The sequence below is a fragment of the Salipiger marinus genome, assembly GCF_900100085.1.
GTDB classification, from domain to species: domain Bacteria; phylum Pseudomonadota; class Alphaproteobacteria; order Rhodobacterales; family Rhodobacteraceae; genus Salipiger; species Salipiger marinus.
Genome location: NZ_FNEJ01000021.1, coordinates 69,625 through 93,535, shown reverse-complemented (window position 1 = coordinate 93,535; position 23,911 = coordinate 69,625). Strand labels below are relative to the sequence as shown.

The following is a 23,911-nucleotide window of genomic DNA, read 5'->3' as shown; positions in this document are numbered from 1 at the left end:
CACTCCGGGGCAGACATCCGATTACCTGGGGTTCGACCTGGTCATGGTCAACAACCTGCCAGAGCCGAGCGTCCTGCTGGCTGACAGAGGCTATGATGCTGACCGCATTCGGAAAAAGATGGAGGCGCGGGAGGTGCTCACCCAAATTCCCATGCGCAAATCACGCAGGATGCGCGTGGGTGTGGATCATTCTCTCTATTCCTTGCGCAACCTTGTCGAGCGGTGCTTCAACAAGTTGAAAAACGCACGCCGTGTCGCCACACGCTACGACAAAACCGCTGAGAGCTTCTTGGGCTTCATCGACATCACCTCCATCCGACTTTGGCTGCGCCTTTTGTCAACATGACCTAGTCCACTTTGAGAGCGAAGGTGTCCCCGGTGTTTCAGTGATCGATGCAAACAACCGACCTGTCGCGTCTAGCGAACTTGTTGGATCAGCGATGAGACGTGAAGAACTCGTTGGCACACCTTTAGCGCTGCAGGTATTTTCTATTTTTGATGCAGTGATTTCGCAGGATATTCGCCTAAGCTGACATTTGCTGAGTCGCAGAAATCTGGAAGACGGGCTCGGAACGGACCTTCGCCGCGCTTCTCGTCAGAGATCGCTCAGCGGACGAAGCTGCCGTTGCTGAGAATAAGTTAGCAGGCGATACTTGGGGAGCAGCAACCATCTGGGATCACATCGATCATGTGCCTGAGCGTTTACCTTGGAAGCCACGAGCCGATTCAACTCCGAAGAGTTCAGAAAGGCTCTTTAGGCATCGAAGCGGCAAAATGGACGCCACCTGCCCTGTCCAGTTTTCCTTTTCGCTACTATTTGGGACGGCAAGGCGATGATGATGAACTTGAATGCTCGTGTTTGCTCGCTCAGCACGTCGAGTGGAATGAGCACGGCCCAAAAGTTCGTTTAGATGAGCTTTATTTTGAGGCGCCTTGTCCTTTCAATGATCTTCGCGACTACGTTTCTGCCGCACAAAGGACCGCCAAGCCAGTGGTAGTTGCTTGTGATGACTCCGGAGGAATCCCGCAGGAATGCAGCGATGAAGATTACGACCATCTCGTTATTAGCGTCGAGATGATTGCGCCCACATCTTTTTTGTTTGCTGCCCCATTGTCTTCATACCCGTGGCGCATTTTGTATCTGGCCGCGCCCGGCTTTCAGTAAGACCTCTGCGTTGCAGAAACCGTCAAGTTTGGGCTCATAGCTGTCATTCGTGCCCTGCGCAGCATCTGTCGATTTGGGCTCATAGCCGCCACCTCCGCCCCTCATGTCCAGCATCTGCAATCCCCACAAAAAAGGGGCGGACCCTGTGGGCCGCCCCTTTCTGCGTCCTTGCAGAGATCTCTCAGTGGCGCAGCACGGAGAGGGCGTGGCTGTCCCAGCCCAGCCAGACCGGCGCGTCGCCGAGGCGGGCGGTGACGTCGCTGTCGGCATAGGCGCGCAGCAGGGCGTCGCCTGCCTCGGGGACCACGATGTTGACCGCGACCCGGCTGCCGAGGAAGGTCTTGTCCACGATGCGGCCCATCACCGCGTTGCGCGTGGCGGGACGCTCTGCCCCCAGCGCGATCTTTTCCAGCCGCAGCGAGGCGCTGACCTCCTGCCCGGTCTGCGGCGCGCCTGCGGGGGCCTGCCCGCGCAGTTCGATCCCGCGCCAGTCCAGCACCACCTCCTGCGCGGCGCCGTCGAGCCCGCGCACCGTGCCGTCGATCAGGTTGGTGGCGCCGATGAATTCGGCGACGAAGCGGGTCTGCGGATGGAAATACAGATCCTCCGGCGTGCCGTCCTGTTCGATCCGCCCGCCATTCATCACCACGATGCGGTCGGACATGGTCAGCGCCTCGTCCTGATCATGGGTCACGAAGAGGAAGGTCTTGTCGGTGCGGCGCTGGATCGCCTTCAGCTCCATCTGCACCTGTCCGCGCAGCTTGGCGTCCAGCGCCCCCAGCGGCTCGTCCAGCAGCAGCAGCGCCGGATCGGGGGCAAGCGCCCGCGCCAGCGCCACCCGCTGCCGCTGCCCGCCCGACAGCTGCGAGGCATAGCGCGTGGCGAAGGGGGCAAGCTCAAGAAAACTCATCACCTCGTCCAGACGCTGCTTGATCTCGGCCTTGCCGAGCCCCTTCAGTTCCAGCCCGAAAGAGATGTTCTGCGCCACGGTCATGTGCGGAAACAGCGCATAGTCCTGAAAGACCATGTTGACCTTGCGCTTTTCCGGCGGCTGCGCGGTGACATCCTGCCCGTCAAGGATGATGCGCCCGGTGTCGGATGTTTCGAACCCGCCAAGGATGCGCAGCGTGGTGGATTTGCCGCAGCCCGAGGGGCCAAGGAAGGTGACGAATTCGCCGGGCGCGATGGTCAGATCCATCGGATGCAGCGCCTGCGCCTTGCCATAGGCCTTGGAGATGCCCTCAAGCCGCACGATCGGTTCGCTGGTCATGGTCAGTTTTCCCTGTTCATCCGGCGGCTGGACCGTTCGGCCCAGACCCCCAGCACCGCGGTCAGGATCAGCGCCACGGTGGAGATTGCGTTGATTTCCGGCGACATGCCCGACCGCAGCTTGGCGAAGATCAGCACCGGCAGCGTGGGTTCATAAGAGCCAAGGAAGAAGGAGCGCACGAAGTCGTCGAAGCTGAGCAGCAGGCAGAAGATCGACGCCCCGATGATCGCGGGCTTGAGATAGGGCAGCGTCACGCGCATGAAGGTGACCAAGGGATCGGCCCCCAGATCGCGCGCCGCCTCGCCCAGACTTTTTGGCAGGGTCGACAGCCGCGCCATCACCACCAGCGCCACGAAGGGCACGTTATGCACCGCATGCGCCCAGATGATCGCGCCCATGCCGGGTTCGATGCCGATCTGCCGCGCATAGATGCGAAAGGCGATGGCCGAGATGATGCCGGGCACCAGCGCGGGCAGCAGCGTCAGCGCATAGACCGCGAAACGCCCGACAAAGCGCCGCCCCGACAGCAGCAGCGCCAGCCACGTGCCCATCAGGATGGAGATCAGCGTGGAGGCCACGGCGATCCACAGCGAATAGCCGAAGGTGGCGATCACCTCGCCATTGTCGAAGACCCCCAGATACCAGTCCAGCGTCCAGCTGCGGATGGGAAAGCCGATGAACTTGCTGTCCTTGAACCCCATCAGGATCATCAGCAGCAGCGGCACGAACAGATAGACCACGAAGGCCCAGAAGAAGACGGAAAGCCAGACACGGCCATTGCGGGTCATTTGCTGTCTCCCTTGCGCAGGGCTGCGATGAAGCGGGTGAAGATCGCGGTCAGCACCAGCGCCGTCAGGAACATGATGACGGCAAAGGCCGCCCCCGTGGGCCATTCATCCCCCGCCGCGTGGAAGAACCCGGCGATGGTTTCGGCAAAGACCGTGGTGTTGGGCCCGCCCAGCAGGACCGGGGTGCCGTAATAGCCGGTGGAGATCAGGAAAACGAGCGTGCAGCCCGAGCCGATGCCCTCCAGCGTCAGCGGCAGGGTGATGCGGCGGAACCGCGTCCATGCCCCCGCCCCCAGATCGGCGCCCGCTTCCGACAGGTTGCGCGGCAGCTTTTCCAGCGCGGAATACAGCGGCAGCAACATGTAAAGCGCGGTGAGGTAGATCAGGCCAAGGCTGACGGAAAACCCGGTATACATGAACGGGATCGGCCGTTCGATCAGCCCCACCGCCTGCAGCGCAAGGTTCACGGCGCCGTTGTTGCCCAGCAGGATCATGATGGCATAGGTGCGCACGATCTCGCCGGTCCAGAACGGCACCAGCAGCAGCAGCAGCAGCGCCAGCTGGTTTTCGCGCTTCACGTAGCGCGCCAGATAATAGGCCACCGGATAGGTGACGATCAGCGTCACCAGCGTCAGCGTGGCGGAATAGGTCAGGGTGCGCAGGAACGGCGTCTGAAAGACGCTTTCGCGGAAGAACCGCGCGTAATTGTCCAGCGTGAAGCTGGTCTCCTGCCCCGGTGCCACCGGATAGGCATCCAGCAGGCTGACCTGCAGCATCTGCAGCATCGGCCCCAGATGCTGCGTCAGCACCCAGATCACCGGAAACAGCGCCAGCAGCGCGAACTGCCGCCGCGGCGAGGCGAAAAGAAGCGAGACCAGCCCGCGATACGGCCCCCAGTTCACCAGCCGGCCCCAGACGGGGCGCGGGCTGCCTGCGTTATCTGCCGCGGCGCGGGACTTCGCCCCGGCCGTCACGGCGTCATCAGTCATTGCGTTTCCTCTCTGCGTGGTCAGGCACAGCTGATCCGGCGGCCCTGTTCCGCCGCCGGACCAGCCCCTGCTCAGGCCGCCTTGATGGCTTCGACCGCCGGGTCCACAAGACCGTATTTCAGCTCGTTGGCCTCCGAGCGGAAGAACCGCATGCCCGCCAGTTCCTCTTCGGGGAAGGAGGTGGCGGCGCGCTCGGCCTCCGACAGATATTCGTCGGCGCCCTTGAAGGTCGAGATGAAGCCCGAGGCGCGGGTCATCGCGGCACCCACTTCCGGAGAGGCCAGCACGGCATTCAGGAAGGTATAGGCGTTGTCCATGTTGGGGGCGTTGTTCGCGATGTTGTAGGTATAGACAAAGCCGTAGCTGCCTTCCTTGGGAATGGTCATGCCCACGGGGAAACCTTCGGCCATCAGCGCCGCGATCGGGCCGTTCCATGCGCAGGCCATGGTGATGTCCTGATTGATGAACATCTGCTGCACTTCAGAGCCGCCGTCATAGTATTTCCGCGCCAGCGGCTTCTTCTCGATCAGGAAATCGCGCGCCTCGGCCACGATGCGGGCGGCTTCCTCGGGATCGTTCAGATATTCCACCATGTTGCCGTCATAGCCCTTCATCAGCATGACGATGGACATCATGTCCTGCAGCACATAGGCGGTCTGGCCCGCGTATTTGTCGGAGAAGAACGGCTCCCAGCTGGTGGTCTCGGACTTGTCGACCATCTCGGTGTTGTAGGCCAGCACCTCCATGCCCGACAGGATCGGCGCGCCCCATTTGCTGCCGTTGATGGTCGACCAGTCGCTTTCCGAATAGATCGGGTTGATGGTGCCCCAGTTGGTCAGCCGGTCGGTGTCCAGCGGCGCCAGAAGTTCGCTGTCGATGAACTGCAGGAAGCGGTGGCCCGCCACGGTCAGGATGTCCACGGTGGGGTTCGGCGCTTCGGCGGCCAGCAGGTTGAACTGCTTGCCCTGGTCATCCACCAGCCGGACATTGACCTTGATGCCGGTCTCGTCCTGAAACTGCTCGCGGAAATCGTCGGGGATGAAGTTGGTATAGGTCCAGATGTTGACCTCGCCGCCCTGAGCATGGGCACGGCGCAGATAGACCGGGCTGGCCAGCAGGCCGGTGGTGGCGGCGGCGGTTCCCATGAACCGGCGGCGGTTGAGGATCAGTTTCGACATGTGGGTCTCCTTGTCGGGGTTGCGGGCGTCATCGCCCGTCGTGGTTGGCAATGCTGCCCCGGCCCTCGGGCCGGGGCGTAGGGGTCAGGCCTGCGCGGGGACGGGGAACCGCCCGCTGCGCGAGGCGATGCGCAGGTCGTCAAGGCTGCGCGCGGTCAGATCCAGCGCGGTCAGCAGCTCGTTTTCCTGTGCAAAATCGCGGCCATACATGGCCGAGAAAATTGCCACGCCCGCATCATGCAGCCGGGCGGGATGGCCCGCAAGCTGGCCCAGCACCACGGTGGGCAGCAGGCCATAGGGCACGTCCTCGGTCACATAGCGGCTGTCGGCGGTGGCGGGCCCCTGCCCGCCGGTGCCGCGCGCATGCAGTTCGGCATTCATCTCGGCGATGGAGGCGACAGGCACATGGTAGGACTGCTGGTAATGCTCGAAGATCGACTTGACCTTCAGCCCCAACGTTTCGGCGATGGCCAGCCGTTCGGCATCCAGTTCTTCCATCAGGCGGCCCACATTGGGGGTCACGTTGCCGGACTGGCTCCAAGTCTCGCCATGTTCCATCCGGGTCATGTTGCCAAGGGCGATGCCCATATGGTTCTGCGGGTTGAGGTTGGACAGCGCGATGGCCAGAAGCCCGTCGCGCGCCGCGAACACGTCCCCGAACAGCGCCTGCTGCAGTTCCAGCGCCTGTGGCTGCGCGCTGTCGGGCACCGTCGCCATGTCGACACGCGCACGGATGGTGTTGACACTGACCGCGCCCGGGCCGGTGCGCCGCCCGGTCAGCGCGGTGGTGCCCCATGCGGTGATCGGCAGCGACAGCCCCCGCGCCGCCAGAGCCTCGGCCAGATAGACCGCGCCAAAGGAGGCATGGGAGGAAATGATGACCTGCTGGCCCTCCGCCAGATGCGGCGCCAGCGCGTCGATCACCGCCTTGTGGCCATAGGCGGGCACGGCGATCAGCAGCACCTCGGCGCCGTCACACAGCGCCTGCGCGCTGTCGGCGACGGACGGGTGAAACACGCCCTCCAGCGCGCCGGTGGCGGTCAGCCCCTCGCCAAGGCCCGTGGTGCCCTGACCCGAGGGCGACCACAGCGCCACCTCGTGGCCGCGATGGCACAAAAGCGCTGCGGTGCCAAAGGCGATGCTGCCCGCGCCCGCGATTCCGATCTTGGTCATGCTGTCACCTCTTTGCGAACCGGATCCCCCAGAACATGCATCAGCCGGTTCGCCCAGCCGAAAAGCGCCGTGGACAGGATCAGATCCAGCACCTCTGCCTCGTCCAGTCCCGCCGCCTTCAGCGCGGCCATGTCCTCGGGCCCCGCTTCGGAGGGCGCCGCCGACAGCTTGCGCGCAAAGTCAAAGATGGCGCGGTCGCGCGGGCCCAGATCCGCCTCCTCGCCGCGCGCGAACAGCTCGTCGGTGACGGTGGTGTCCTTGGTCAGCTGCGCATGGCGCGAGGCATGCACGGCCGCGCAATAGATGCAGCGGTTGACGATGGAGGCGCCAAGCGCGCCAATTTCCCGCTCTGCCCGCGACAGGCCGCCCTTGTCATACATGATCCCGTTGAAAAGCGGCGAGCGCACCTTCAGGCTTTCCACGTCATGCGCCAGCGTCAGCACATAATCCGACACCTTGGTGTTGGAGGGCGTGACCTGCAGCGCCTCCAGCTGCTCAGGCGTCGCCTCGTCCAGCTTCACCGGGGTGACGCGGGGCTGCCAGTCGGGGACGTTGCGGGTGAACTTGTGGATGATCCGGCTCATGCGGCGGCCTCCGTCATCAGGCGCAGCCCGGCGATCAGCCGCAGCTGATAGGCCAGAAAGGCGTTGAGTTCGCACAGGCGCACGATGTCTGCATCCGCGATCCCCGCCGTCAGCAGCGCCGAGATGTCTTCGGCGGCGATGTCGCGCGGCGTGCTGGCCACGGCATCCATGAAGCTCACCACGCTCAGCAGGCCAAGGCTGGTGCCATCCTCCGACGGATCTGCGAGCGCGGCATACTCCTGCCCCTGCTGGCGCGCCGCATAGCGCTGCGCCACCTGTTCTTCACCGTTCAGCCGGGCGATGCGGGCGGCCAGCGCCGCGCGCAGGTCGGCGGGCCATGCGCCGCAATCGGCGGGCGCCAGCACCGCCTCTTCGGCGGCCTGCGTCATCTCCATGATGTTGGCGCGCAGGGTCACCGCCTCCGCCACCGGGCCGCTTTCAGATACGCCCGCCTCCGCCACGCTGGTCAGGGTCCAGATCCCGCTCATGCCACAAGTCCTTTGGTCTTTTCATCTGCAGGCAGATCAGATGCCTGCCATTCCTCGCCGGTCAGTTCCGGCACCGCATAATCCTGAAGGATTTGCCAGTGAGTGGCCACATCCTCGGCGTAAAGTTTTGCCGCAAGCGCCCGCGCCAGCCATGCCGCGCCTTCGGAAACGCCCGGAATGTCGCCGCTGACCTTGCCAAGGCTCGCGGTCGCCCCGTAGTTGAAGCAATAGACATTTGACAGCCACGGCGCCGCACCCGGCGCCTTTTCCCGGAAGGTGAAATCGGGGTTGAGATAGGGAAACCGCGCCAGATCGGCGTTCCGCTCCGCCTCGGGCGGGGTGTAGACATCGCCCCAAAGCTGGATCTGGCCCGCTGCCTGCCCGAATTCCACCCGCATCATCGGATCGGTGACAAAGCCGGTGCCAAGGATCAGGAAATCCGCCGTATAGCTGCTGCCATCGGCAAAATGCAGGCGCAGCCGGTCGCCCAGATCCTCCACCCGCGTGGTGGCCTTGCCGAAATGGAAATGCGCATTGGGGTGGCGGCTGACGCGCAGGGTGGATCCATGCGGCGGCGGCGTCTGGGTGGCGAAGCTGTAATTCATGAAGCGCCAGCGCCATTCATCGGGCAGATCGGCATAGCCTGCGGTGAAACCGAAAGAGCCGATGCCCATCATCTTGTTGATGGTGGGCATTTCCGGGCGGCGGATCAGGTGGCGCACTTCGGCTGCGCCATGCTCCAGCGCCTCGGCGGAATTGTCCACGGCAGAGGCGCCGACCCCGATCACCGCCACCTTGCGGCCCTTCAGCGCCGCAAAATCGATGTCATCGGCGCTATGCGCCCAAAGCTTGCTGGACACGCCCGCCATGAAGCCCGGGATGTTGGGCTTGCCGGTGCCATCCCGCCCGGTGGCAGAGACCAGCTTGCGGGTCAGGATCGACGCTTCGGGCGCGCCCGACAGATGCAGGCGCAGATAGTCGCCTTCGGGCTCCACCCGGTCGACGCTGACGCCGTTTTCCACCGGCACGTTCAGCGCGCGGCGATACCAGCGCAGATAGTCCATCCATTGCGGGCGCGGGATCTTGTCCAGCTTGTCCCACGCTTCGGCGCCGAACTGCGCGCGGAACCACGCCTGAAAGGTCAGCGCGCCGATGCCGAAGGCGGGGCCGGTCAGGGTCTTGGGCGAGCGCAGCGTCACCATGCGGGCATAGTTGAGCCACGGCCCCTCGCGCCCTGCCGGGCTGCGGTCAAGAATGCGCAGGTTGGTCATGCCCCCCGCCCGCAGCGCCAGCCATGCCACCAGCCCGCACATGCCGCCGCCGATGATGACCACATCCTGCACCGGCTCTCCGTCCACCTCGCGCGGGGGCACCCATGATTTTCCGGGCTGGCACAGAAAGGCCAGATCCTCGGTCAGGCGGGTTTCCAGCGCGGCAAGGCCTTGTCCGTCGAGGCGTGGGGAAGCGTGGTCGGTCATGTCTTGTCCTGTTCTGCGTCGAATAGAAGGGTCAGGCGGTCTGCGGCCAGTGCGGGTGCAGATCGTCGATATGGAAGTCATGTTCATGCTGGCGCCCCGCCCCGGCGGGATGGGCGCGCAGATGCGGATGGTCGGCGGGCAGATGCGGATGGGCATGCGGGCGCACCAGCGGATCCTCGGCGGGCCAGACCCGCAGCGCCAGCGCGGTCACGCCAAGGCTCAGCAGGCACAGCAGCGCCAGCGCGGGCTCCGGCGCCAGCCACGCGCCCAAGGCACCCGCCAGCGGATAGGCCAGAAGCCAGCCCGCATGGCTGAGCGAGAACTGCGCGGCAAAGACCGCAGGCCGGTCGGCGCGGGCGGCGGAACGGGCCAGCACCAGCCCGCCCGGCGTCAGCACCAGCGAGGAGGCCGCGCCGAACCCGGCCCAGAGCAGGCCCAGCGGCAGCAGCTGCCCGCTGGGCAGCAGCGGCAGCGTCAGACCCAGCGCGGCAAAGACCGCAAGGCCAAGCGCCATCACGCCCCGCTCTGACCGGTCGGCCAGCAGGCGCGGCACGCCGAGCGCGCCCAAGGCGGCACCGCCGCCGTAACAGGCCATCAGCCGGGTGTAATACTGCTCCGCCTCCCCCAGCCGGGCACCGGCAAAGACCACCGTGTTGACCAGCACCCATGCCAGCGCCAGCGACAGCGCGAGGTTCATCAGGAACAGCCCGCGCAGCCGGGGGGTCAGCGCATAGATGCGCAGGCCCCGCGACAGCCGCCGCAGGAAGGGCGCCTTGCGCGGCACCATGCCTTCGGGAAAGCGGGTGGCAAGCAGCGTCAGCGCCGATCCGGCCAGACAGGCCGAGGCCAGAAAATAAAGCTGATCCGCCGTGACCAGCCGCAGCGCCGCCGCCGCAAGGATCGGGCTCAGCAGGGATTCCACCGTATAGGCCAGCCGCGACAGCGCCAGCGCGCGGGCATAGACCGCCTCGTCGGGCAGCAGATCGGGCAGCACCGACTGGAAGAGCGGCGTGAAGCCGGAGGAGACGGCGAAGAACACGAAGGCCAGCACCATGATCTGCCACGGCGCCACGGCAAAGCCCATGGCCGCCACCAGCCCCAGCCGCAGCAGGTCGATGCCCACCAGCGTCGGGCGGCGCGGCAGGCGGGCCAGCAGCACCTCGGCCAGCGGCGCCACCAGCACATAGGCCACCATCTTGAGCGCAAGGATGCCGCCCAGCAGCAGCCCGCCCGCCTGAATGCCGCCCGTGGCGAAGGCATCCAGCGACAGCGACACGGTCATGACCCCGATCCCTACCAGCGACAGGATCTGCGCGGCAAAGAGGCGGCGAAAACTGCGATGTCTCAGCGGCGAGCTGGCGGGGATCATCGGGCATACTCCTGTGGCGCGCCTGTCGCGCCGGTCCTGCCCCTCCAAGTCTGAACGCCACGCCGCCGGAAATCCAGACGCGGGATCGTGTCAACTTCGCCCATGCCGAAGAAAAGTCTTTTCATTTCAGCACCCGCCCCGACAGAGGAACGCTGTTTTCCCGCAGCCTGCCTGTTCCGTGATCCTGTTTGCCCCGCCTGCGGAGGCGGCGAACAGACATGCGGCAGGGCTGGTGCAGAAGCATCGGCGGGGTCTCTTCAGGGCTGAGGGGCGTTGACGGGTAGTCTTTCGCAGGGAACCGCGAAGGTCATCACAAGTTTTCACCTTTTCAGGCGCCATATTCGTTCGTATGATCCACGAATGACCCTAAAACTCGACAGACTTGATTGCCGCATCCTTGAAGAGCTTCAGCGCGACGCCTCGCAGTCGCAGCGGGCGCTGTCCGACCGCGTCGGCCTGTCGCAGAACGCCTGCTGGCGCAGGCTCAAGGCCTTGGAGGCGGCAGGCGTGATCCGCAACCATACCGTGGTGCTGGACCGTGACCGGCTGGGTGCGGGGCTGGTGGTCTTCGTGATGATCCGCACCCGGCACCATTCGGCGCAATGGCTGGACACGTTCCGCAAACATGTCTCCACCATCGAGGATGTGGTGGATTTTTTCCGGATCGGCGGCGAATACGATTACCTGCTGAAGATCGTGACCCGCGACATGGCCAGCTACGACCTGTGCTACAAGCGGCTGATTTCCAAGGTGGAGCTGGAAACCGTCACCTCGCATTTCGCCATGGAGGCGATCGAGGAACAGCGGCCCATCCCGCTGTCCCCCGTCTGAGGCAGTTCAGGCTCAGCCGAACTTGGCCGCCAGATAATCCAGATAGGGCTGCGGATCGGCGGCATCACCGCCCATCTGCGCCAGAAGCTCGGCCCGGCTCAGGCTGCGGCCATGGCGCCAGACCTTGTCGGCCAGCACCGCGCGCAGCGGCGCGGTGTCGCCCTGATCCAGCCCCTGCCCCACCTGCGGATCAGCCTCGGCCAGCCGCGCCATGATCGACGCGGCGGTGAGGTTGCCCAGCGTATAGGTCGGGAAAGACCCCAGATAGCCGGAGGACCAGTGCACGTCCTGCAGGCAGCCCGTCACCCCGTCCTCGGGCACGGTCAGCCCCAGATCGCGCTTCATCGCCTCGTTCCACGCGGCGGGCAGATCCGCCACCTCCAGCGAGCCGTCGAGCAGCGCCAGTTCCAGCCGCACCCGCAGCAGGATGTGGACGTCATAGGTCAGCTCGTCCGCCTCCACCCGCACGAAGCCGGGACGCACGGCATTGACGCCCGCCGTGAAGGTTTCGGCATCGACATCGGCCAGTTCCTCGGGGAACTGCGCGCGCAGCGTGCCGAAATGCCGCTCCCAGAAGGCGCGGGACCGGCCCACATGGTTTTCCAGAAGCCGCGACTGGCTTTCATGCATGCCGAAGCTGGTGCCGCCCACCGCGTAAAGCCCGATCATGTCGGTGGCATGGGCGCCGCGCGTGTGCACCGGATCCACGCCCTGTTCATAAAGCGCGTGCCCGGTTTCATGGATGGTGCCGAAGATCGCCATGGGCAGCCAGTCGGGCCGCCAGCGCGAGGTGATGCGCACGTCCTGCCGGGTGAAGCTGATCTCGAACGGGTGGATGGTGGTGTCCAGCCGCCCCCGCGTGAAGTCATAGCCCAGCTCCGCCGCGATCTGGCGGCAGAAGGCCTGCTGCTTCTCCACGGCAAAGCCCCGGGTCAGGAAATCGGTGCGCGGCTGCGGGCGGCCCAGCGCGGTGTCAAGGATGGGGCGCAGCCCCTCGGCCAGCCGGTCAAAAAGTGCAGTCAGCGAGGCGGCGGTTTCGCCGGGCTCATAGATCGGCAGCAGCGCGTCATACGGATGATCCACCGGCCCCAGCGCCTGCGCCATCTCGCGCGCCTGCGCCACGATGGTTTCCAGATGCGGACGGAACAGCGCAAAATCGCCCTTCTCCCGCGCTTCGGCCCATGCCAGCCGCGCGGTGATCGACGCCTCGTCGCGCGCGCTCAGCAGCGCCTCCGGCAGACGCGCGTGCCAGTCGCGGGCGGCCAGCACCGCCTCTGCCCCCCGGCGCGCCACGGGATCGGTCGCGGCCTCGCGCGCGGCCTCGGCGGCGTCGGCCATGGCCGGATCCAGCAGCATGTCGCGCGCGATGCGTTTCAGCGTGGCGATCTGGTGGCCGCGCGTTTCCGCCCCGCCCGCAGGCATGGTCACGCGGCTGTCCCAGCTCAGCAGGTTGACGGTGGACAGGATGTCATTCAGGCGCGCCACGCGCGCATCAAGATCAGTCATGCGGCCTCGCTTGTGCCGGTGGTGGCGCCGGTGCCGCCATCGTGCAGATGGCAGGCGACGGCGCGGCTGTCGTGGGGTTTCAGGCGCGGCACCTCGGTGCGGCAGCGCGGACCCGCGAAGGGGCAGCGCGGATGAAAGGCGCAGCCGGGCGGCGGGTCCAGCGGCGAAGGGATCTCGCCCTTGATCGGATGAAACCTCGCCCGTCCCTCCCCCAGCCGGGGAACGGAGGCAAACAGCGCCTGCGTATAGGGATGCTGCGGCGCGTCATAAAGCGGCGCCACCGGGGCCAGTTCCACCACGCGGCCCAGATACATGATCGCCACCCGGTCCGACACATGCCGCACCACCGACAGGTCATGGCTGATGAACAGCGCGGTCAGATCGAGATCGCGGCGCAGATCCAGAAACAGGTTCAAAACCTGCGCCTGAATCGACACGTCGAGCGAGGCCACCGCCTCGTCGAGCACCAGAAGGTCGGGCTGCATGGCCAGCGCGCGGGCAATGGCGATGCGCTGGCGCTGCCCACCGGAAAACTGATGCGGCAGCCGATCGGCATAGGCGGGTTCCAGCCCCACCTGCGACAGCAGCGCCGCCACGCGGTCGCGCAGGTCGGGCGCGGGGATCAGCCCGTGCTGGCGCGGACCTTCGGCGATGGTCTCCCCCACCTTCATGCGCGGGTTGAGCGAGGCGAAGGGATCCTGATGGATCATCTGCACCCGCGTCGTCAGCTTGTCGACGGTGCCGCGGCTTTCCCGCGCGACAGGTGCGCCATCCAGCGTCACCGCGCCGTCGCTGGGGGCGTAGATGCCCGCCACGATGCGGCCCAGCGTGGATTTGCCACAGCCGGATTCCCCCACGATGCCCAGCACCTCGCCGCGCGCCACCTCCAGCGACACGTCGGTCAGCGCGTGGACGGTGCGCTTGGGGGTCTGGCCGCGCAGCTTTTCCAGGCCGCGCACGATGGCTCCGGTGGGGCGGGTGAAGCGTTTGGACACATGATCGATGGTCAACAGGCTCATGGCGCAACCTCCAGCGGGTGATGGCACAGCACGGTGCGGCCCGCCGCCGCCACGCGCGGCGGTTCGGTCACGCACAGATCCGTCGCGCGGTCGCAGCGCGGGCGGAACGGGCAGCCTGCGGGCAGGCTGGACAGCTGCGGGGTCGATCCGGGGATCTGCGGCAGGCGCCCCCCCGGCGCATGGCTTGACGGCACCGAGGCGATGAGCCCGCGCGTATAGGGATGGCGGGGGGCGGCGATCACCCGCTCTGCCGGGCCGCTTTCGACGATGCGCCCGGCATACATCACGCAGATCTCGTCGGCGAGGCTGGAGACCACGGCAAGGTCATGGCTGACCCAGACGATGGCGGTGCCGGTGTCATCGGCCAGACGCCGCACCTCGGCAAGGATCTGGCCTTGGATCGACACGTCGAGCGCGGTGGTCGGCTCGTCCGCGATGATGACGGCGGGCTGGTGCAGCAGCGCCGTGGCGATGGCGACGCGCTGGCGCATCCCCCCCGACAGCTGGTGCGGATAGGCCATGAGCCGTTCGCCGGGGGCGGGAATGCCCACGGTTTCCAGCGCGCTGCGCGCACGGTCCCATGCGGCGCGGCGGCTGACGCGGTCATGCACCTGCACCGCCATGGCCATCTGGTCGCCGACACGCAGCACCGGGTTCAGGGTCATCATCGGATCCTGAAACACCATCGCCACCTTGCGCCCGCGCATGCGGCGCATCTCGTCCGGCGGCAGGGCGCGCAGATCCTGCCCCTCCACCAGCACCTCGCCGCCGGTGACCCGGCCCGGCGCCTCGATCAGGCCAAGGATGGAAAAGCCGGTGACGGATTTGCCGGACCCGCTTTCCCCCACCAGCCCCATGATGCGCCCGGGATCCACGGAGAAGCTTACGTCATTCACCGCCGTGACGGCGCCTGCGCGGGTGTCGAACCGGGTGGTCAGGCCCCGGACCTGCAGTGCCGCGGTCATGTCGCGCGCCGCGGGTCAAGCAGGGTGCGGACCTGATCGCCCACAAGATTGATGGCGACAACAGTGACCATGAGAAACAGCCCCGGATAGATCGACAGCCATGCGCGGTCGGAATGGATGTATTTGAACCCGTTGGAAATGAGCGAGCCCAGCGACGGCTCGGTCAGCGGCAGGCCCACCCCCAGAAAGCTCAGCGTCGCCTCCAGCGCGATGGCGCTGGCCACCTGCACCGTGGCCACCACGATCAGCGGCGGCAGCACGTTGGGCAGCAGGTGGCGGAACAGCACCCGCCCGGTGGACAAGGGTGTCGAGCGGGCGGCCTCGATATAGTCCTTACCCCGCTCGACTTTCGCAGCTCCGTGAGTGGTGCGCGCGAAATAGGCATATTGGGCCACCACCAGCGCAAGGATGATCTGCGCCACCCCCTGCCCCAGAATGGCCACCAGAACCAGCGCCAGCAGGATCGCGGGCATGGCCAGCTGCAGGTCGACGACGCGCATCAGCACCGCCTCGATCCGGCCGCCGAAATAGGCGGCGGTCAGCCCGACCACGATGCCCACAGCCAGCGCCAGCGCGCAGGCCGACAGCCCGATGACGAAGCTGGTGCGCAGCCCGTAAAAGATCGCCGACAGCATGTCGCGCCCGGCATTGTCGGTGCCCAGCAGATGGGTGTAGCCGCCCGATCCGACCTCACCGGGGCGCAGGAAGGCATCAAGCCAGTCCAGCGCCGCCATGTCATAGGGATCTTGCGGCGCCAGCAGCGGCGCGCCAAAGGACAGGACCAGCAGCACCACGATCACCAGCAGCGACAGCAGCGCCGCGGGCGAACGCCGGTAATCGGCCCAGAAATGGCGCAGCCTTGTGGCGCGGCTGTCAAGCGGCGGTGCCGAGGGCACGGCGGCGGTGGAGCTTGTGGGGCTCAGCGTGTCGGACATTTACCGGCCTCCTTTCAGACGGATGCGCGGATCAAGCCGCGCCTGAATCAGATCGACGGCGAGGTTGATCATCACGAACAGGATCACCACGAAGATCAGGTAGGACACCATCACCGGGCGATCGAGCTGCAGGATGGAATCGATGATGAGCTTGCCGACGCCGGGCCAGTTGAAGACGCTTTCGGTCACCACGGCGAAAGCCAGCGTGGAGCCCAGTTCCAGCCCGAACACCGTGACGATGGGGATGGAGATGTTGGGCAGCACATGGCGCAGCACGATCTGGCGGTCGGGCAGCCCCTGCGCGCGGGCGAACTTGACGTAATCGGTGCGCATTGCCTCGACCATGCCGGCGCGGGTCAGCCGGATCAGCAGCCCCATCTTGAACAGCGACAGGTTCAGCGCGGGCAGGATCACATGCGCCCAGCCCTTGCCCGTGGCAAGCGAGGTGGTGATGCCGAAAACCGTGGCCTCGGGGCCGCGCCCGCCGGAAGGGAGCCAGCCCAGTTCCACCGCAAAGCCCATGATCAGCAGCATGCCGATCCAGAAGGTCGGCACGGAAAAGCCCAGCACCGACAGCGCCATGATCGCCTTGGCGCCCCAGCTTTCGGGACGGTAGCCCGCCCAGAGCCCTGCGGGAATGCCGATGACCGTGGCGAGGGTGACAGACACCAGCACCAGTTCCAGCGTCGCGGGCAGGCGCGAGAAGACAAGGCTGGTGACGGAGACGTTATAGACCATCGACCGGCCCAGATCGCCCTGCGCCACATTGGACAGGAAGGTGACGTATTGCTGCCAGAGCGGCAGATCCAGACCGTATTGCCGGATCAGCTGCTCGCGGATCGCCTGCGTGGCGCCGGGGTCGATCAGCACGTCGATGGGGTTGCCGATGGCATAGACCCCGACAAAGACCAGCACCGACATGGCAAAGACGACAAGAACGGCCTGCGCCAGCCGCGTAAGAAGAAATCCGGTCATGAAGCCTCTGCCTCCTGCGGGATGGCGCCTCCCAAGGCGGGGAGGCGCGGGGAACGGGGGCTTCAGCCCCCGTCAGGATGGGCCCCGGTCCGCGACGGGCGCGCACCGGGGAACACGGTCACTCTGCGGGGGTGATCGCGTAGGCGCGGGTTTCCTGATCGGTGCGCGGCAGGAAATCGACCAGACCGGACTTGGCGGCCCAGACCGACTGCAGGATCACCGTCGGGATCAGCGCGCGGTCTTCCATCGCGATGACCGACGCCTCTTCATAAAGGCCGCGGCGCGCGTCCTCGTCCAGCGTCTGGGTGCCTTCGCCGAACACGCGGTCAAATTCCGGGTTGGAATAGCCGGTGCGGTTGAAGTTGCCAAAGCCCTTCTCGGCGTCCTTGGTGTGAACCAGCGCGCCATAGGTATAGGCGGCCTCGCCGGTCAGGGTGCCCCATGCCGACATGGTCATGGTGTATTCCTCGCGCGCGGCGGCAGGGAAGAACACGGTGCCGTTCAGCGCCTGCGCGTTCACGGTCAGACCCAGCCGGGACCACATCTGCGCCAGCGCCTCGCAGACCACGGCATCGCCGGGCACGCGGTTGTTGGTGCAGGTGAAGTCGATCTCGAATCCGTCCGGATAGCCTGCTTCGGTCAGCAGCGCCTTCGCCTGTTCCAGATCATAGGGCCGCGCTTCCAGCTTGTCGGAATAGCCGAAGAAGCCTTCGGGCATCAGCTGCGTCGCGGGGGTGCCCAGACCTTCCAGCACCACATTCACCAGCACGTCGCGGTTGATGGCCAGATCCATGGCCTTGCGCACGCGCAGATCCTGCAGCGGGTTGCCGTCGACCTCCTGCCCGTTGACCTTGATCGGCTGCGGCTCTTCGTCCTTCACCGAAGGGGCGATGTTCAGGATGTAGATGGAATCCGCCTTGAACAGTTCCACATCGGAATTGTTCTCCATCGCGATCACGTCAGAGGCGGGGACGTAGTTGATCATGTCCACCTGCCCCGACCGCAGCGCGGCCACGCGGGCGGCATCGTCGGGGATTTCACGGCGCGTGACGTTGTCCCATGCCGGGGCCTCGCCCCAGTAGTCCGCGTTGCGCGACAGCACCATATCGCCCTTGGGCTGCCACGACACGAACTTGTAGGGGCCGGTGCCGATGGCGGCTTCGCCGGAGTTGAACTCCTCGTTGCGCGCGTCCATGCCGATTTCGGAGGGCACCACGAACAGGCGGGTGAAGTCATTGGGCAGCGCGGGGGCGATGCCCTTGGTGTGGACGCGCAGGGTATAGTCGTCGATGACCTCCACCGACTCCACGTATTTGGTGTAAAGCGTCATCGGCATCGGGCCGGTGACGGCGGGGATGCGTTCGATGGAAAACTTGGCATCTTCGGCGGTGAAATCGCTGCCGTCGTGGAATTTCACGCCTTCGCGCAGCTTGAAATCCCATGTGGTGTCATCCACCGGCTCCCAGCTGACGGCGAGGCCGGGCTTGAGCTGCAGGGTTTCGTCCACATCGACCAGCGTGTCGAAGACATGGCGCAGCGCCTCGGCCTGACTGCCCAGCGTGGACCAGTGCGGGTCAATGGAATCAGGACCGGCGCGCAGGCCGATCACCAGATCGGCGGCCATCGCCGCAGGTGCGGCAGCGGTCAGCGCCAGTGCGGCAACCCCCACCCGGAAGAGCTTCAATGTCATCGTCCACCTCCTTGTGTTACATTATGCAGAAACACTAGGACTCGCTTTTGTGACAGGTCAAGCTGCAAATTAGTACACTCCGTGCGCCACAGCCGCATGTTACGCAATTTAATGCCCTTGCCGGGTCAAATGTTTTCCATCAGTGTATCACTATGAGTGACAAACAGGCAGAACTTGATCAGGCGCTGGAGCGCATCACCGCCGCCATCGACCGCGACTCGACCGTGGCCGTGCCGGTGCAGCTGCGTGGCGCGCTGGAATTCGGCATCGCCTCTGGCGAGCTGCCGGTGGGCGCGCGGCTGCCTTCGGTGCGGGCGCTGGCGCGCAAGCTGCGGCTGTCGCCGGTGACGGTGTCCAACGTCTATGCCGCGCTGCAGGCGGCGGGCCATATCGAGGGGCGCGTGGGCTCGGGCACCTTTGTCAGCGCCTCCGCCGTGGTCCCCGCCCCCGACAAGCTGCGCGCGCTGGAAGCGGCCATCGCAGACCTCATCGAACTGGGCCGCTCCTGCGGGCTGGACACGGCGGAACTGGCCACGCGCGTGGCCATGGCCCGCCCCTGCCCGCCCCGGCCGCTGCGGCTGCTGATGGTCGGGAATTTCCACGACGCCACCGAAGCCTATGCCGCCGACATCCGCCGACACCTGCGCGGCGGCGACGCCATCACGGCGGTGACGCTGGACGAGATCGACCGCGCCCCGCCGCGGGACGTGGATCTGGTCATCGCCCCGCGCACGCTGCTGCCGCGCGCGCGGGCGCTGTTTCCGGGGATCGAGGTCACCGGCCTGACGCTGATCCCCAACGAGGCGACGCGGGTCGCGCTGGCCACCATCCCCCCCGAGGCCGAGGTGGTCGCCTATTCCTATTTCCCGTCCTTCGTCACCATCATGAAGGCCAACATCACGCGCTTTGCGCCGCATGTCAGCAAGGTCGCCATCGTGGTCCGCGGCGAGGACGAGACGCAGGCCAAGGCCCGCATCGCCCGGGCCAGCGTGCTGATCTATGCGACTGGCGCCGAATATCTGCGCGACGGGCTGCGCCCCGGACAGACCGCATTCGAATACCGCCACACCCCCGACGCGCAGGCGATCCGCGCCGAACTGCTGCCGCTGATCGAAAGCTGCCGCAGCCGCGGGGGGGACACCCTTTCCCGGACAGAGACGAAGGAAGCGACGCTGTGAGGATCTCCGAAAGCACCTGGTTCGAGGTGGAAACCTGGCTCGAACGCGATGACCGCTGCATCCTGCCGCTTGGCAGCACCGAACAGCACGCGCATCTGAGCCTGTCGGTGGATTCCATCCTGTCCGAAAAGGTCGCAGCCGATGCCGCAGAGCCCTTGGGCGTGCCGGTGTTTCCGGCGGTGGCCTACGGGCTGACCCCCTATTTCATGGCCTTTCCCGGCACGGTCACGCTGCGGCTGGCCACCTATGCCGCGCTGGTGCGCGACATTCTGGACAGCCTTTATGCCACCGGCTTCCGCCGGGTGCTGATCGTCAACGGCCATGGCGGCAACAGCCCCGTGCAGCCCGTGACCATGGAATGGATGCAGGATCATCCCGGCGCCCGCTGCCGCTTTCACGACTGGTGGCGCGCGCCGCAGACATGGGCGGCGGTGCAGGCCACCGACCCCGTGGCAAGCCATGCCAGCTGGATGGAGAATTTCCCCTGGACCCGCCTGCCGGGCCGCCCCGTGCCGCAGGAGCAGAAGCCCTTCGTGCCCTTCGACAGGCTGCGCGACCGCAATGCCGCAGGGGTGCGTGCGCTGATCGGCGATGGCAATTACGGCGGCGTCTACCAGAAGCCGGACGAGGACATGGCGCGCATCTGGGAGGTGGCCGTGGCCGAAACCCGCGCGCAGCTGGAAGGAGACTGGGCATGAGCGGACCGATCCTGATCTGGGGCGCGGGCGCCATCGGCGGCATCCTCGGCGCCTGTCTGGCCCGGGCCGGGCACGCGGTGCATATGGTCGACATCGTGGAGGATCACGTGGCCGCGATGCGCGGCCCCGGCCTGCGCATTGAAGGCCCGGTGGAGGAGTTCACCCAAGTGCTGCCCGCCTTCACCCCGCTGGAGCTGTCGGGCCAGTATGACACCATCTTTCTGGCGGTGAAGGCACATCACACGCCCGGCGCGCTCGACATGCTGGCGCCGCATCTGGCCCCGGGCGGCGTGGTGGTTTCCGCCCAGAACGGGCTCAACGAAAAGGTCATCGCCGAGCGGCTTGGCGCCGAGCGCACCATGGGCTGTTTCGTGAATTTCGGCGCCGACTGGCTGGAACCGGGGCGCATCCTTTACGGCAACCGCGCCGCCGTGGCCGTGGGCGAACTGGACGGGCGCCGCACCCCGCGCGCCGAGGCCATCCATGCGCTGCTACAGATCGTGGAGCCGGAGGCGGTGCTGACCGACAACATCTGGGGCTATCTCTGGGGCAAGATGGGCTATGGCGCGCTGCTGTTCTGCACCGCGCTGACCCCGGACAGCATGTCCGATGCCATGGCCCGGCCCGAACATCGCGCCGCCTATCTGGGACTGGGGCAGGAGGTGATGGCGCTGGCCGCGGCGCAGGGCATCACGCCGCTTGGTTTCAACGGCTTTGATCCGGTGGCCTTTGGCAGCGGCGATGCGGCGGGGATGGAAACCGCCATTCAGGCGATGGTCGCCCATAACCGCAAGACCGCCAAGACCCATTCCGGCATCTGGCGCGATCTGGCGGTGCGCAAGCGCAAGACCGAGGTCGATGCGCAGATCGGCATCATGGTCTCGCTGGGGGCGGAGCTTGGCGTGCCCACGCCCCGGCTCGCGCGCATGGTCGATCTGATCCACGACATCGAGGAAGGCCGCCGCGCGCAGTCCGCCGCGCTGGTCGATCTGCTGGTGACGGCATGATCTGCGATTTTACCGGCAAGGTCTTTGCCGTGACCGGGGCGGCGCAGGGCATCGGGGCCGCCATCGCGCGGCTCTTGGCGCAATCGGGCGCCACGGTGGCGGCGCTGGATATTGACGCTGCGGGGCTTGAACCGCTGACAGCAGAGGGCATGACCGCCCATCCCGCCGATCTGGGCAGCCGTGCCGGGGCGCAGGCGGCCATCGCCTCGGTTCTGGACCGGCACGGGCGGCTCGACGGGCTGGTGACGGCGGCAGGCGGCGTGCGCGGCCAGACCGGCCGCCCGCTGGAGGAGATCACCGAAGACGACTGGCGCGTGATCTTCGCTGCCAATGTCGATGCCGCCATGTGGTGCGCGCAGGCCGCCGCCCCCGCGCTGAAACGGCAGGGCGGGCGCATCGTCACCATCGCCAGCGGCGCGGGGCTGCGCCCCAGCCTGACCGGCATTCAGGCCTATACCTCCGCCAAGCACGCGCTGGTCGGCCTGACCCGGCAGCTGGCGCTGGAACTGGGCCCGCAGGGCGTGACGGTCAATTCCGTCGCCCCCGGCTTCGTGCTGTCCAACCCCACCACGGGGCGGCAGTGGGAGGCTCTGGGTCCCGAAGGCCAGCGCGCGCTGCTGGCGGGCATTCACACCCGCCGCCTTGGCACGGCAGAGGACATCGCCCATGCGGCGGTGTTTCTCGCCTCGGATCAGGCGGCATGGATCACCGGGCAGGTGCTGTCCGTGGACGGAGGACGGGCATGACCGAAGCGTGGGAGTGGGACGAACCGACTTGGCGCGGCATGGTGGAGCAGGTGCGCGCGGGCCGCTCGCTGCTGCCCGCAAGCTGGCCCGGCGGCAAGCGCTGCGCCGTGGCGCTGAGCTTTGACAGCGATCACGAAACCAACGAGCTGCGCGATGGCGGCGAGTCGGTGGCGCGGCTGAGCTGGGGCGAATATGGCGCGCGGCGCGGCATCCCGCGCATCCGGCAGGTGCTGGACCGCTATGATGCCCGCGCCACCTTCTTCGTGCCCGCCGTCTCCGCCCTGCTGCATCCCGAGGAACAGCGCGAGCTGGCCGATCAGGGCCACGAGATCGGGCTGCATGGCTGGATCCACGAGCGCAACACGCAGGTGCCGCCCGAGGTGGAGCGCGACCTGATGCTGCGCGCCTCCGACACGCTGGAGAGGATCTGCGGCACCCGTCCGGTGGGGATGCGCACGCCGTCATGGGATTATTCCAAGGCGACGCTGGCCATCGCGCGGGAGATGGGGCTGCTGTATGACAGCTCGCTCTTTTCCGATGACGATCCTTACGAGATCCTCGACCGGGGCGAACCCACCGGCATGGTGGAACTGCCAGTGGAATGGATCCGCGACGATGCCGCCTATTTCATGATGAACCGCTTCGGCGCGCAGCGGCCCTATACCCCGCCCGCCGACGTGCTGGACATCTTCCTGCGCGAATTCGAAGGCGCGCGGGCCGAGGGCGGGCTGTTCCTGCTGACCATGCACCCGCATATCACCGGCTACCGCTCGCGGATCTTCATCCTTGAACGACTGCTGGACCACATCACCGCGGCGGGCGACTGCTGGATCGCCTCCCATGCCGACATCGCCCGCTACTGCGCCGAAACCGCCGGGCTGAAAGGAACGTCATGACCTATTCCCTTGCCATCCACGGCGGTGCCGGAACCATCCTCAAATCGCGCATGACCCCCGAGCTTGAGGCGGCCTATCACGCGGGCCTTGCCCGCGCGCTGGCAGCGGGCGAGGCGGTGCTGCGCGACGGCGGTGCCGCCCTCGATGCGGTGACCGAAGCCGTCTGCGCGCTGGAGGACGAGCCGCTGTTCAATGCCGGGCGCGGCGCGGTCTATACCTCGGCGGGGGTGCAGGAAATGGATGCCGCCATCATGGACGGGCGCGACCGCCGCGCCGGGGCCGTGGCGGGGATCTTTGGCCCGCGCAACCCGATCCGCGCCGCCCGCGCGGTGATGGAGACCACGCCGCATGTCTGCCTGATCGGCCCGAATGCACTGGAGGTGGCGCGCGCCGCCGGGCTGGCTTTTGCCGAGCGCGACTATTTCTTCACCGAAAGCCGCTGGCAGGCCCTGCAGGAGACGCTGCGCCAGCGCGAGGCCGGAGAGGTGGATGACGATCCCGCCCGCCGCCATGGCACGGTGGGGGCGGTGGCGCGCGACCGCGCGGGCAACCTTGCCGCCGCCACCTCCACCGGGGGGATGACCGCCAAGGCGCCGGGCCGGGTCGGCGACACGCCGGTGATCGGTGCGGGCACCTTTGCCGACAATGCCACCTGCGCGGTCTCGGGCACCGGGCATGGCGAGATCTTCATCCGCTGGACCGCCGCCGCCGAGATCGCCGCGCGGATGCGCCATGCCGGGCAGTCGCTGGAGGACGCGGCGCGCCATGTAGTGATGGAGGATCTGGGCCGCAATGACGGGTCGGGCGGAGTGATCGCGGTGGATGCGGCGGGCAATATCGCCCTGCCCTTCAACTGCGAGGGCATGTATCGCGGCCATGTCCGCGAGGGCGCCGAACCGGTGACGGCGATCTATCGCTGAAGATGCGACCAGTGACTCTGCGCTGTGAGGGTCTGGTCTTTTCCCAAAAAGCCGGGGGGCTGC

General features: G+C 66.6%; 24 protein-coding genes. 9 read left to right on the top strand and 15 right to left on the bottom strand.

The genetic code is table 11. The features are described from left to right. Both BLR51_RS20160 and BLR51_RS27485 read left to right on the top strand, forming a co-directional pair. Positions 1-346 (top strand): transposase (locus BLR51_RS20160; RefSeq protein ID WP_165616854.1); only part of this gene is annotated, 346 nt, incomplete at its 5' end. A gap of 342 nt (positions 347-688) precedes the next feature. Continuing rightward, positions 689-1,165, top strand: coding sequence for a hypothetical protein (locus BLR51_RS27485; RefSeq protein WP_131821846.1), 477 nt, complete (start codon positions 689-691; stop codon positions 1,163-1,165). Positions 1,166-1,346: 181 nt separating this feature from the next. On the opposite strand, the gene BLR51_RS20155 is transcribed toward BLR51_RS27485, so the two are convergent. The 9 genes from BLR51_RS20155 to BLR51_RS20115 form a co-directional block, all read right to left on the bottom strand. Beyond that, positions 1,347-2,435 carry an ABC transporter ATP-binding protein gene (locus tag BLR51_RS20155; protein ID WP_089850371.1) on the bottom strand — a complete coding sequence of 363 codons (1,089 nt, stop codon included), beginning with the start codon at positions 2,433-2,435 and terminating at the stop codon, positions 1,347-1,349. A 2-nt stretch (positions 2,436-2,437) separates the two neighbouring features. Next, positions 2,438-3,223, bottom strand: coding sequence for an ABC transporter permease (locus BLR51_RS20150; RefSeq protein ID WP_089850369.1), 786 nt, complete (start codon positions 3,221-3,223; stop codon positions 2,438-2,440). Continuing rightward, positions 3,220-4,212 (bottom strand): ABC transporter permease, encoded by a 993-nt coding sequence (locus BLR51_RS20145; protein WP_089850367.1) that lies wholly within the window; start codon positions 4,210-4,212, stop codon positions 3,220-3,222. Before BLR51_RS20145 ends, BLR51_RS20150 begins: the two co-directional genes overlap by 4 nt. A 71-nt stretch (positions 4,213-4,283) precedes the next feature. Next, positions 4,284-5,390 carry an ABC transporter substrate-binding protein gene (locus tag BLR51_RS20140; RefSeq protein ID WP_089850364.1) on the bottom strand — a complete coding sequence of 369 codons (1,107 nt, stop codon included), beginning with the start codon at positions 5,388-5,390 and terminating at the stop codon, positions 4,284-4,286. Positions 5,391-5,474: 84 nt separating this feature from the next. Further along, complete coding sequence (locus BLR51_RS20135) at positions 5,475-6,563, bottom strand: NAD/NADP-dependent octopine/nopaline dehydrogenase family protein (RefSeq protein WP_089850362.1); 1,089 nt, start codon at positions 6,561-6,563, stop codon at positions 5,475-5,477. Further along, a complete protein-coding gene (locus tag BLR51_RS20130; RefSeq protein ID WP_089850360.1) occupies positions 6,560-7,147 on the bottom strand; it encodes a peroxidase-related enzyme in 588 nt (195 codons plus the stop codon). The genes BLR51_RS20135 and BLR51_RS20130 overlap by 4 nt, the downstream gene beginning before the upstream one ends. Beyond that, positions 7,144-7,635 (bottom strand): carboxymuconolactone decarboxylase family protein, encoded by a 492-nt coding sequence (locus tag BLR51_RS20125; RefSeq protein ID WP_089850358.1) that lies wholly within the window; start codon positions 7,633-7,635, stop codon positions 7,144-7,146. Before BLR51_RS20125 ends, BLR51_RS20130 begins: the two co-directional genes overlap by 4 nt. Next, complete coding sequence (locus tag BLR51_RS20120) at positions 7,632-9,113, bottom strand: NAD(P)-binding domain-containing protein (RefSeq protein WP_089850356.1); 1,482 nt, start codon at positions 9,111-9,113, stop codon at positions 7,632-7,634. Before BLR51_RS20120 ends, BLR51_RS20125 begins: the two co-directional genes overlap by 4 nt. A 31-nt stretch (positions 9,114-9,144) precedes the next feature. Continuing rightward, on the bottom strand, positions 9,145-10,482 hold the full coding sequence (locus tag BLR51_RS20115) for an MFS transporter (RefSeq protein ID WP_089850354.1): 1,338 nt from the start codon (positions 10,480-10,482) through the stop codon (positions 9,145-9,147). Positions 10,483-10,842: 360 nt separating this feature from the next. Between BLR51_RS20115 and BLR51_RS20110 the strand changes: the two genes are divergently transcribed. Next, positions 10,843-11,313: an Lrp/AsnC family transcriptional regulator gene (locus BLR51_RS20110; RefSeq protein WP_089850353.1), complete on the top strand. Its 471-nt coding sequence runs from the start codon at positions 10,843-10,845 to the stop codon at positions 11,311-11,313. Positions 11,314-11,325: 12 nt separating this feature from the next. Here the strand turns inward: BLR51_RS20110 and BLR51_RS20105 are convergent, their stop codons facing one another. From BLR51_RS20105 to BLR51_RS20080, 6 genes are all read right to left on the bottom strand, one after another. Continuing rightward, entirely contained in the window at positions 11,326-12,819 is a 1,494-nt protein-coding gene (locus tag BLR51_RS20105) for a carboxypeptidase M32 (protein ID WP_089850350.1), read from the bottom strand. Continuing rightward, complete coding sequence (locus tag BLR51_RS20100) at positions 12,816-13,838, bottom strand: ABC transporter ATP-binding protein (RefSeq protein ID WP_089850348.1); 1,023 nt, start codon at positions 13,836-13,838, stop codon at positions 12,816-12,818. Before BLR51_RS20100 ends, BLR51_RS20105 begins: the two co-directional genes overlap by 4 nt. Then, positions 13,835-14,803 carry an ABC transporter ATP-binding protein gene (locus BLR51_RS20095; RefSeq protein WP_089850346.1) on the bottom strand — a complete coding sequence of 323 codons (969 nt, stop codon included), beginning with the start codon at positions 14,801-14,803 and terminating at the stop codon, positions 13,835-13,837. Before BLR51_RS20095 ends, BLR51_RS20100 begins: the two co-directional genes overlap by 4 nt. Beyond that, the gene (locus tag BLR51_RS20090) at positions 14,800-15,738 is read right to left on the bottom strand and encodes an ABC transporter permease (protein WP_089850344.1); all 939 of its coding nucleotides are present in this window, start codon (positions 15,736-15,738) and stop codon (positions 14,800-14,802) included. The genes BLR51_RS20095 and BLR51_RS20090 overlap by 4 nt, the downstream gene beginning before the upstream one ends. After that, positions 15,739-16,713 (bottom strand): ABC transporter permease, encoded by a 975-nt coding sequence (locus tag BLR51_RS20085; RefSeq protein WP_089850342.1) that lies wholly within the window; start codon positions 16,711-16,713, stop codon positions 15,739-15,741. Positions 16,714-16,831: 118 nt separating this feature from the next. Beyond that, a complete protein-coding gene (locus BLR51_RS20080) occupies positions 16,832-18,403 on the bottom strand; it encodes an ABC transporter substrate-binding protein (protein WP_089850340.1) in 1,572 nt (523 codons plus the stop codon). A 152-nt stretch (positions 18,404-18,555) separates the two neighbouring features. Here BLR51_RS20080 and BLR51_RS20075 point away from each other — a divergent pair, with 152 nt between their 5' ends. From BLR51_RS20075 to BLR51_RS20050, 6 genes are read left to right on the top strand one after another with little or no spacing between them, the layout of a single operon-like run. Continuing rightward, complete coding sequence (locus BLR51_RS20075; protein WP_089850338.1) at positions 18,556-19,581, top strand: GntR family transcriptional regulator; 1,026 nt, start codon at positions 18,556-18,558, stop codon at positions 19,579-19,581. Further along, on the top strand, positions 19,578-20,279 hold the full coding sequence (locus BLR51_RS20070) for a creatininase family protein (protein WP_089850336.1): 702 nt from the start codon (positions 19,578-19,580) through the stop codon (positions 20,277-20,279). Before BLR51_RS20075 ends, BLR51_RS20070 begins: the two co-directional genes overlap by 4 nt. Then, complete coding sequence (locus BLR51_RS20065; RefSeq protein ID WP_089850334.1) at positions 20,276-21,286, top strand: ketopantoate reductase family protein; 1,011 nt, start codon at positions 20,276-20,278, stop codon at positions 21,284-21,286. The genes BLR51_RS20070 and BLR51_RS20065 overlap by 4 nt, the downstream gene beginning before the upstream one ends. Beyond that, positions 21,283-22,032, top strand: coding sequence for an SDR family NAD(P)-dependent oxidoreductase (locus BLR51_RS20060; protein ID WP_089850333.1), 750 nt, complete (start codon positions 21,283-21,285; stop codon positions 22,030-22,032). Before BLR51_RS20065 ends, BLR51_RS20060 begins: the two co-directional genes overlap by 4 nt. After that, complete coding sequence (locus BLR51_RS20055) at positions 22,029-22,928, top strand: polysaccharide deacetylase family protein (RefSeq protein WP_089850331.1); 900 nt, start codon at positions 22,029-22,031, stop codon at positions 22,926-22,928. The genes BLR51_RS20060 and BLR51_RS20055 overlap by 4 nt, the downstream gene beginning before the upstream one ends. Beyond that, complete coding sequence (locus BLR51_RS20050) at positions 22,925-23,848, top strand: isoaspartyl peptidase/L-asparaginase family protein (RefSeq protein WP_089850329.1); 924 nt, start codon at positions 22,925-22,927, stop codon at positions 23,846-23,848. Before BLR51_RS20055 ends, BLR51_RS20050 begins: the two co-directional genes overlap by 4 nt. The last annotated feature ends 63 nt before the right edge of the window (positions 23,849-23,911 follow it).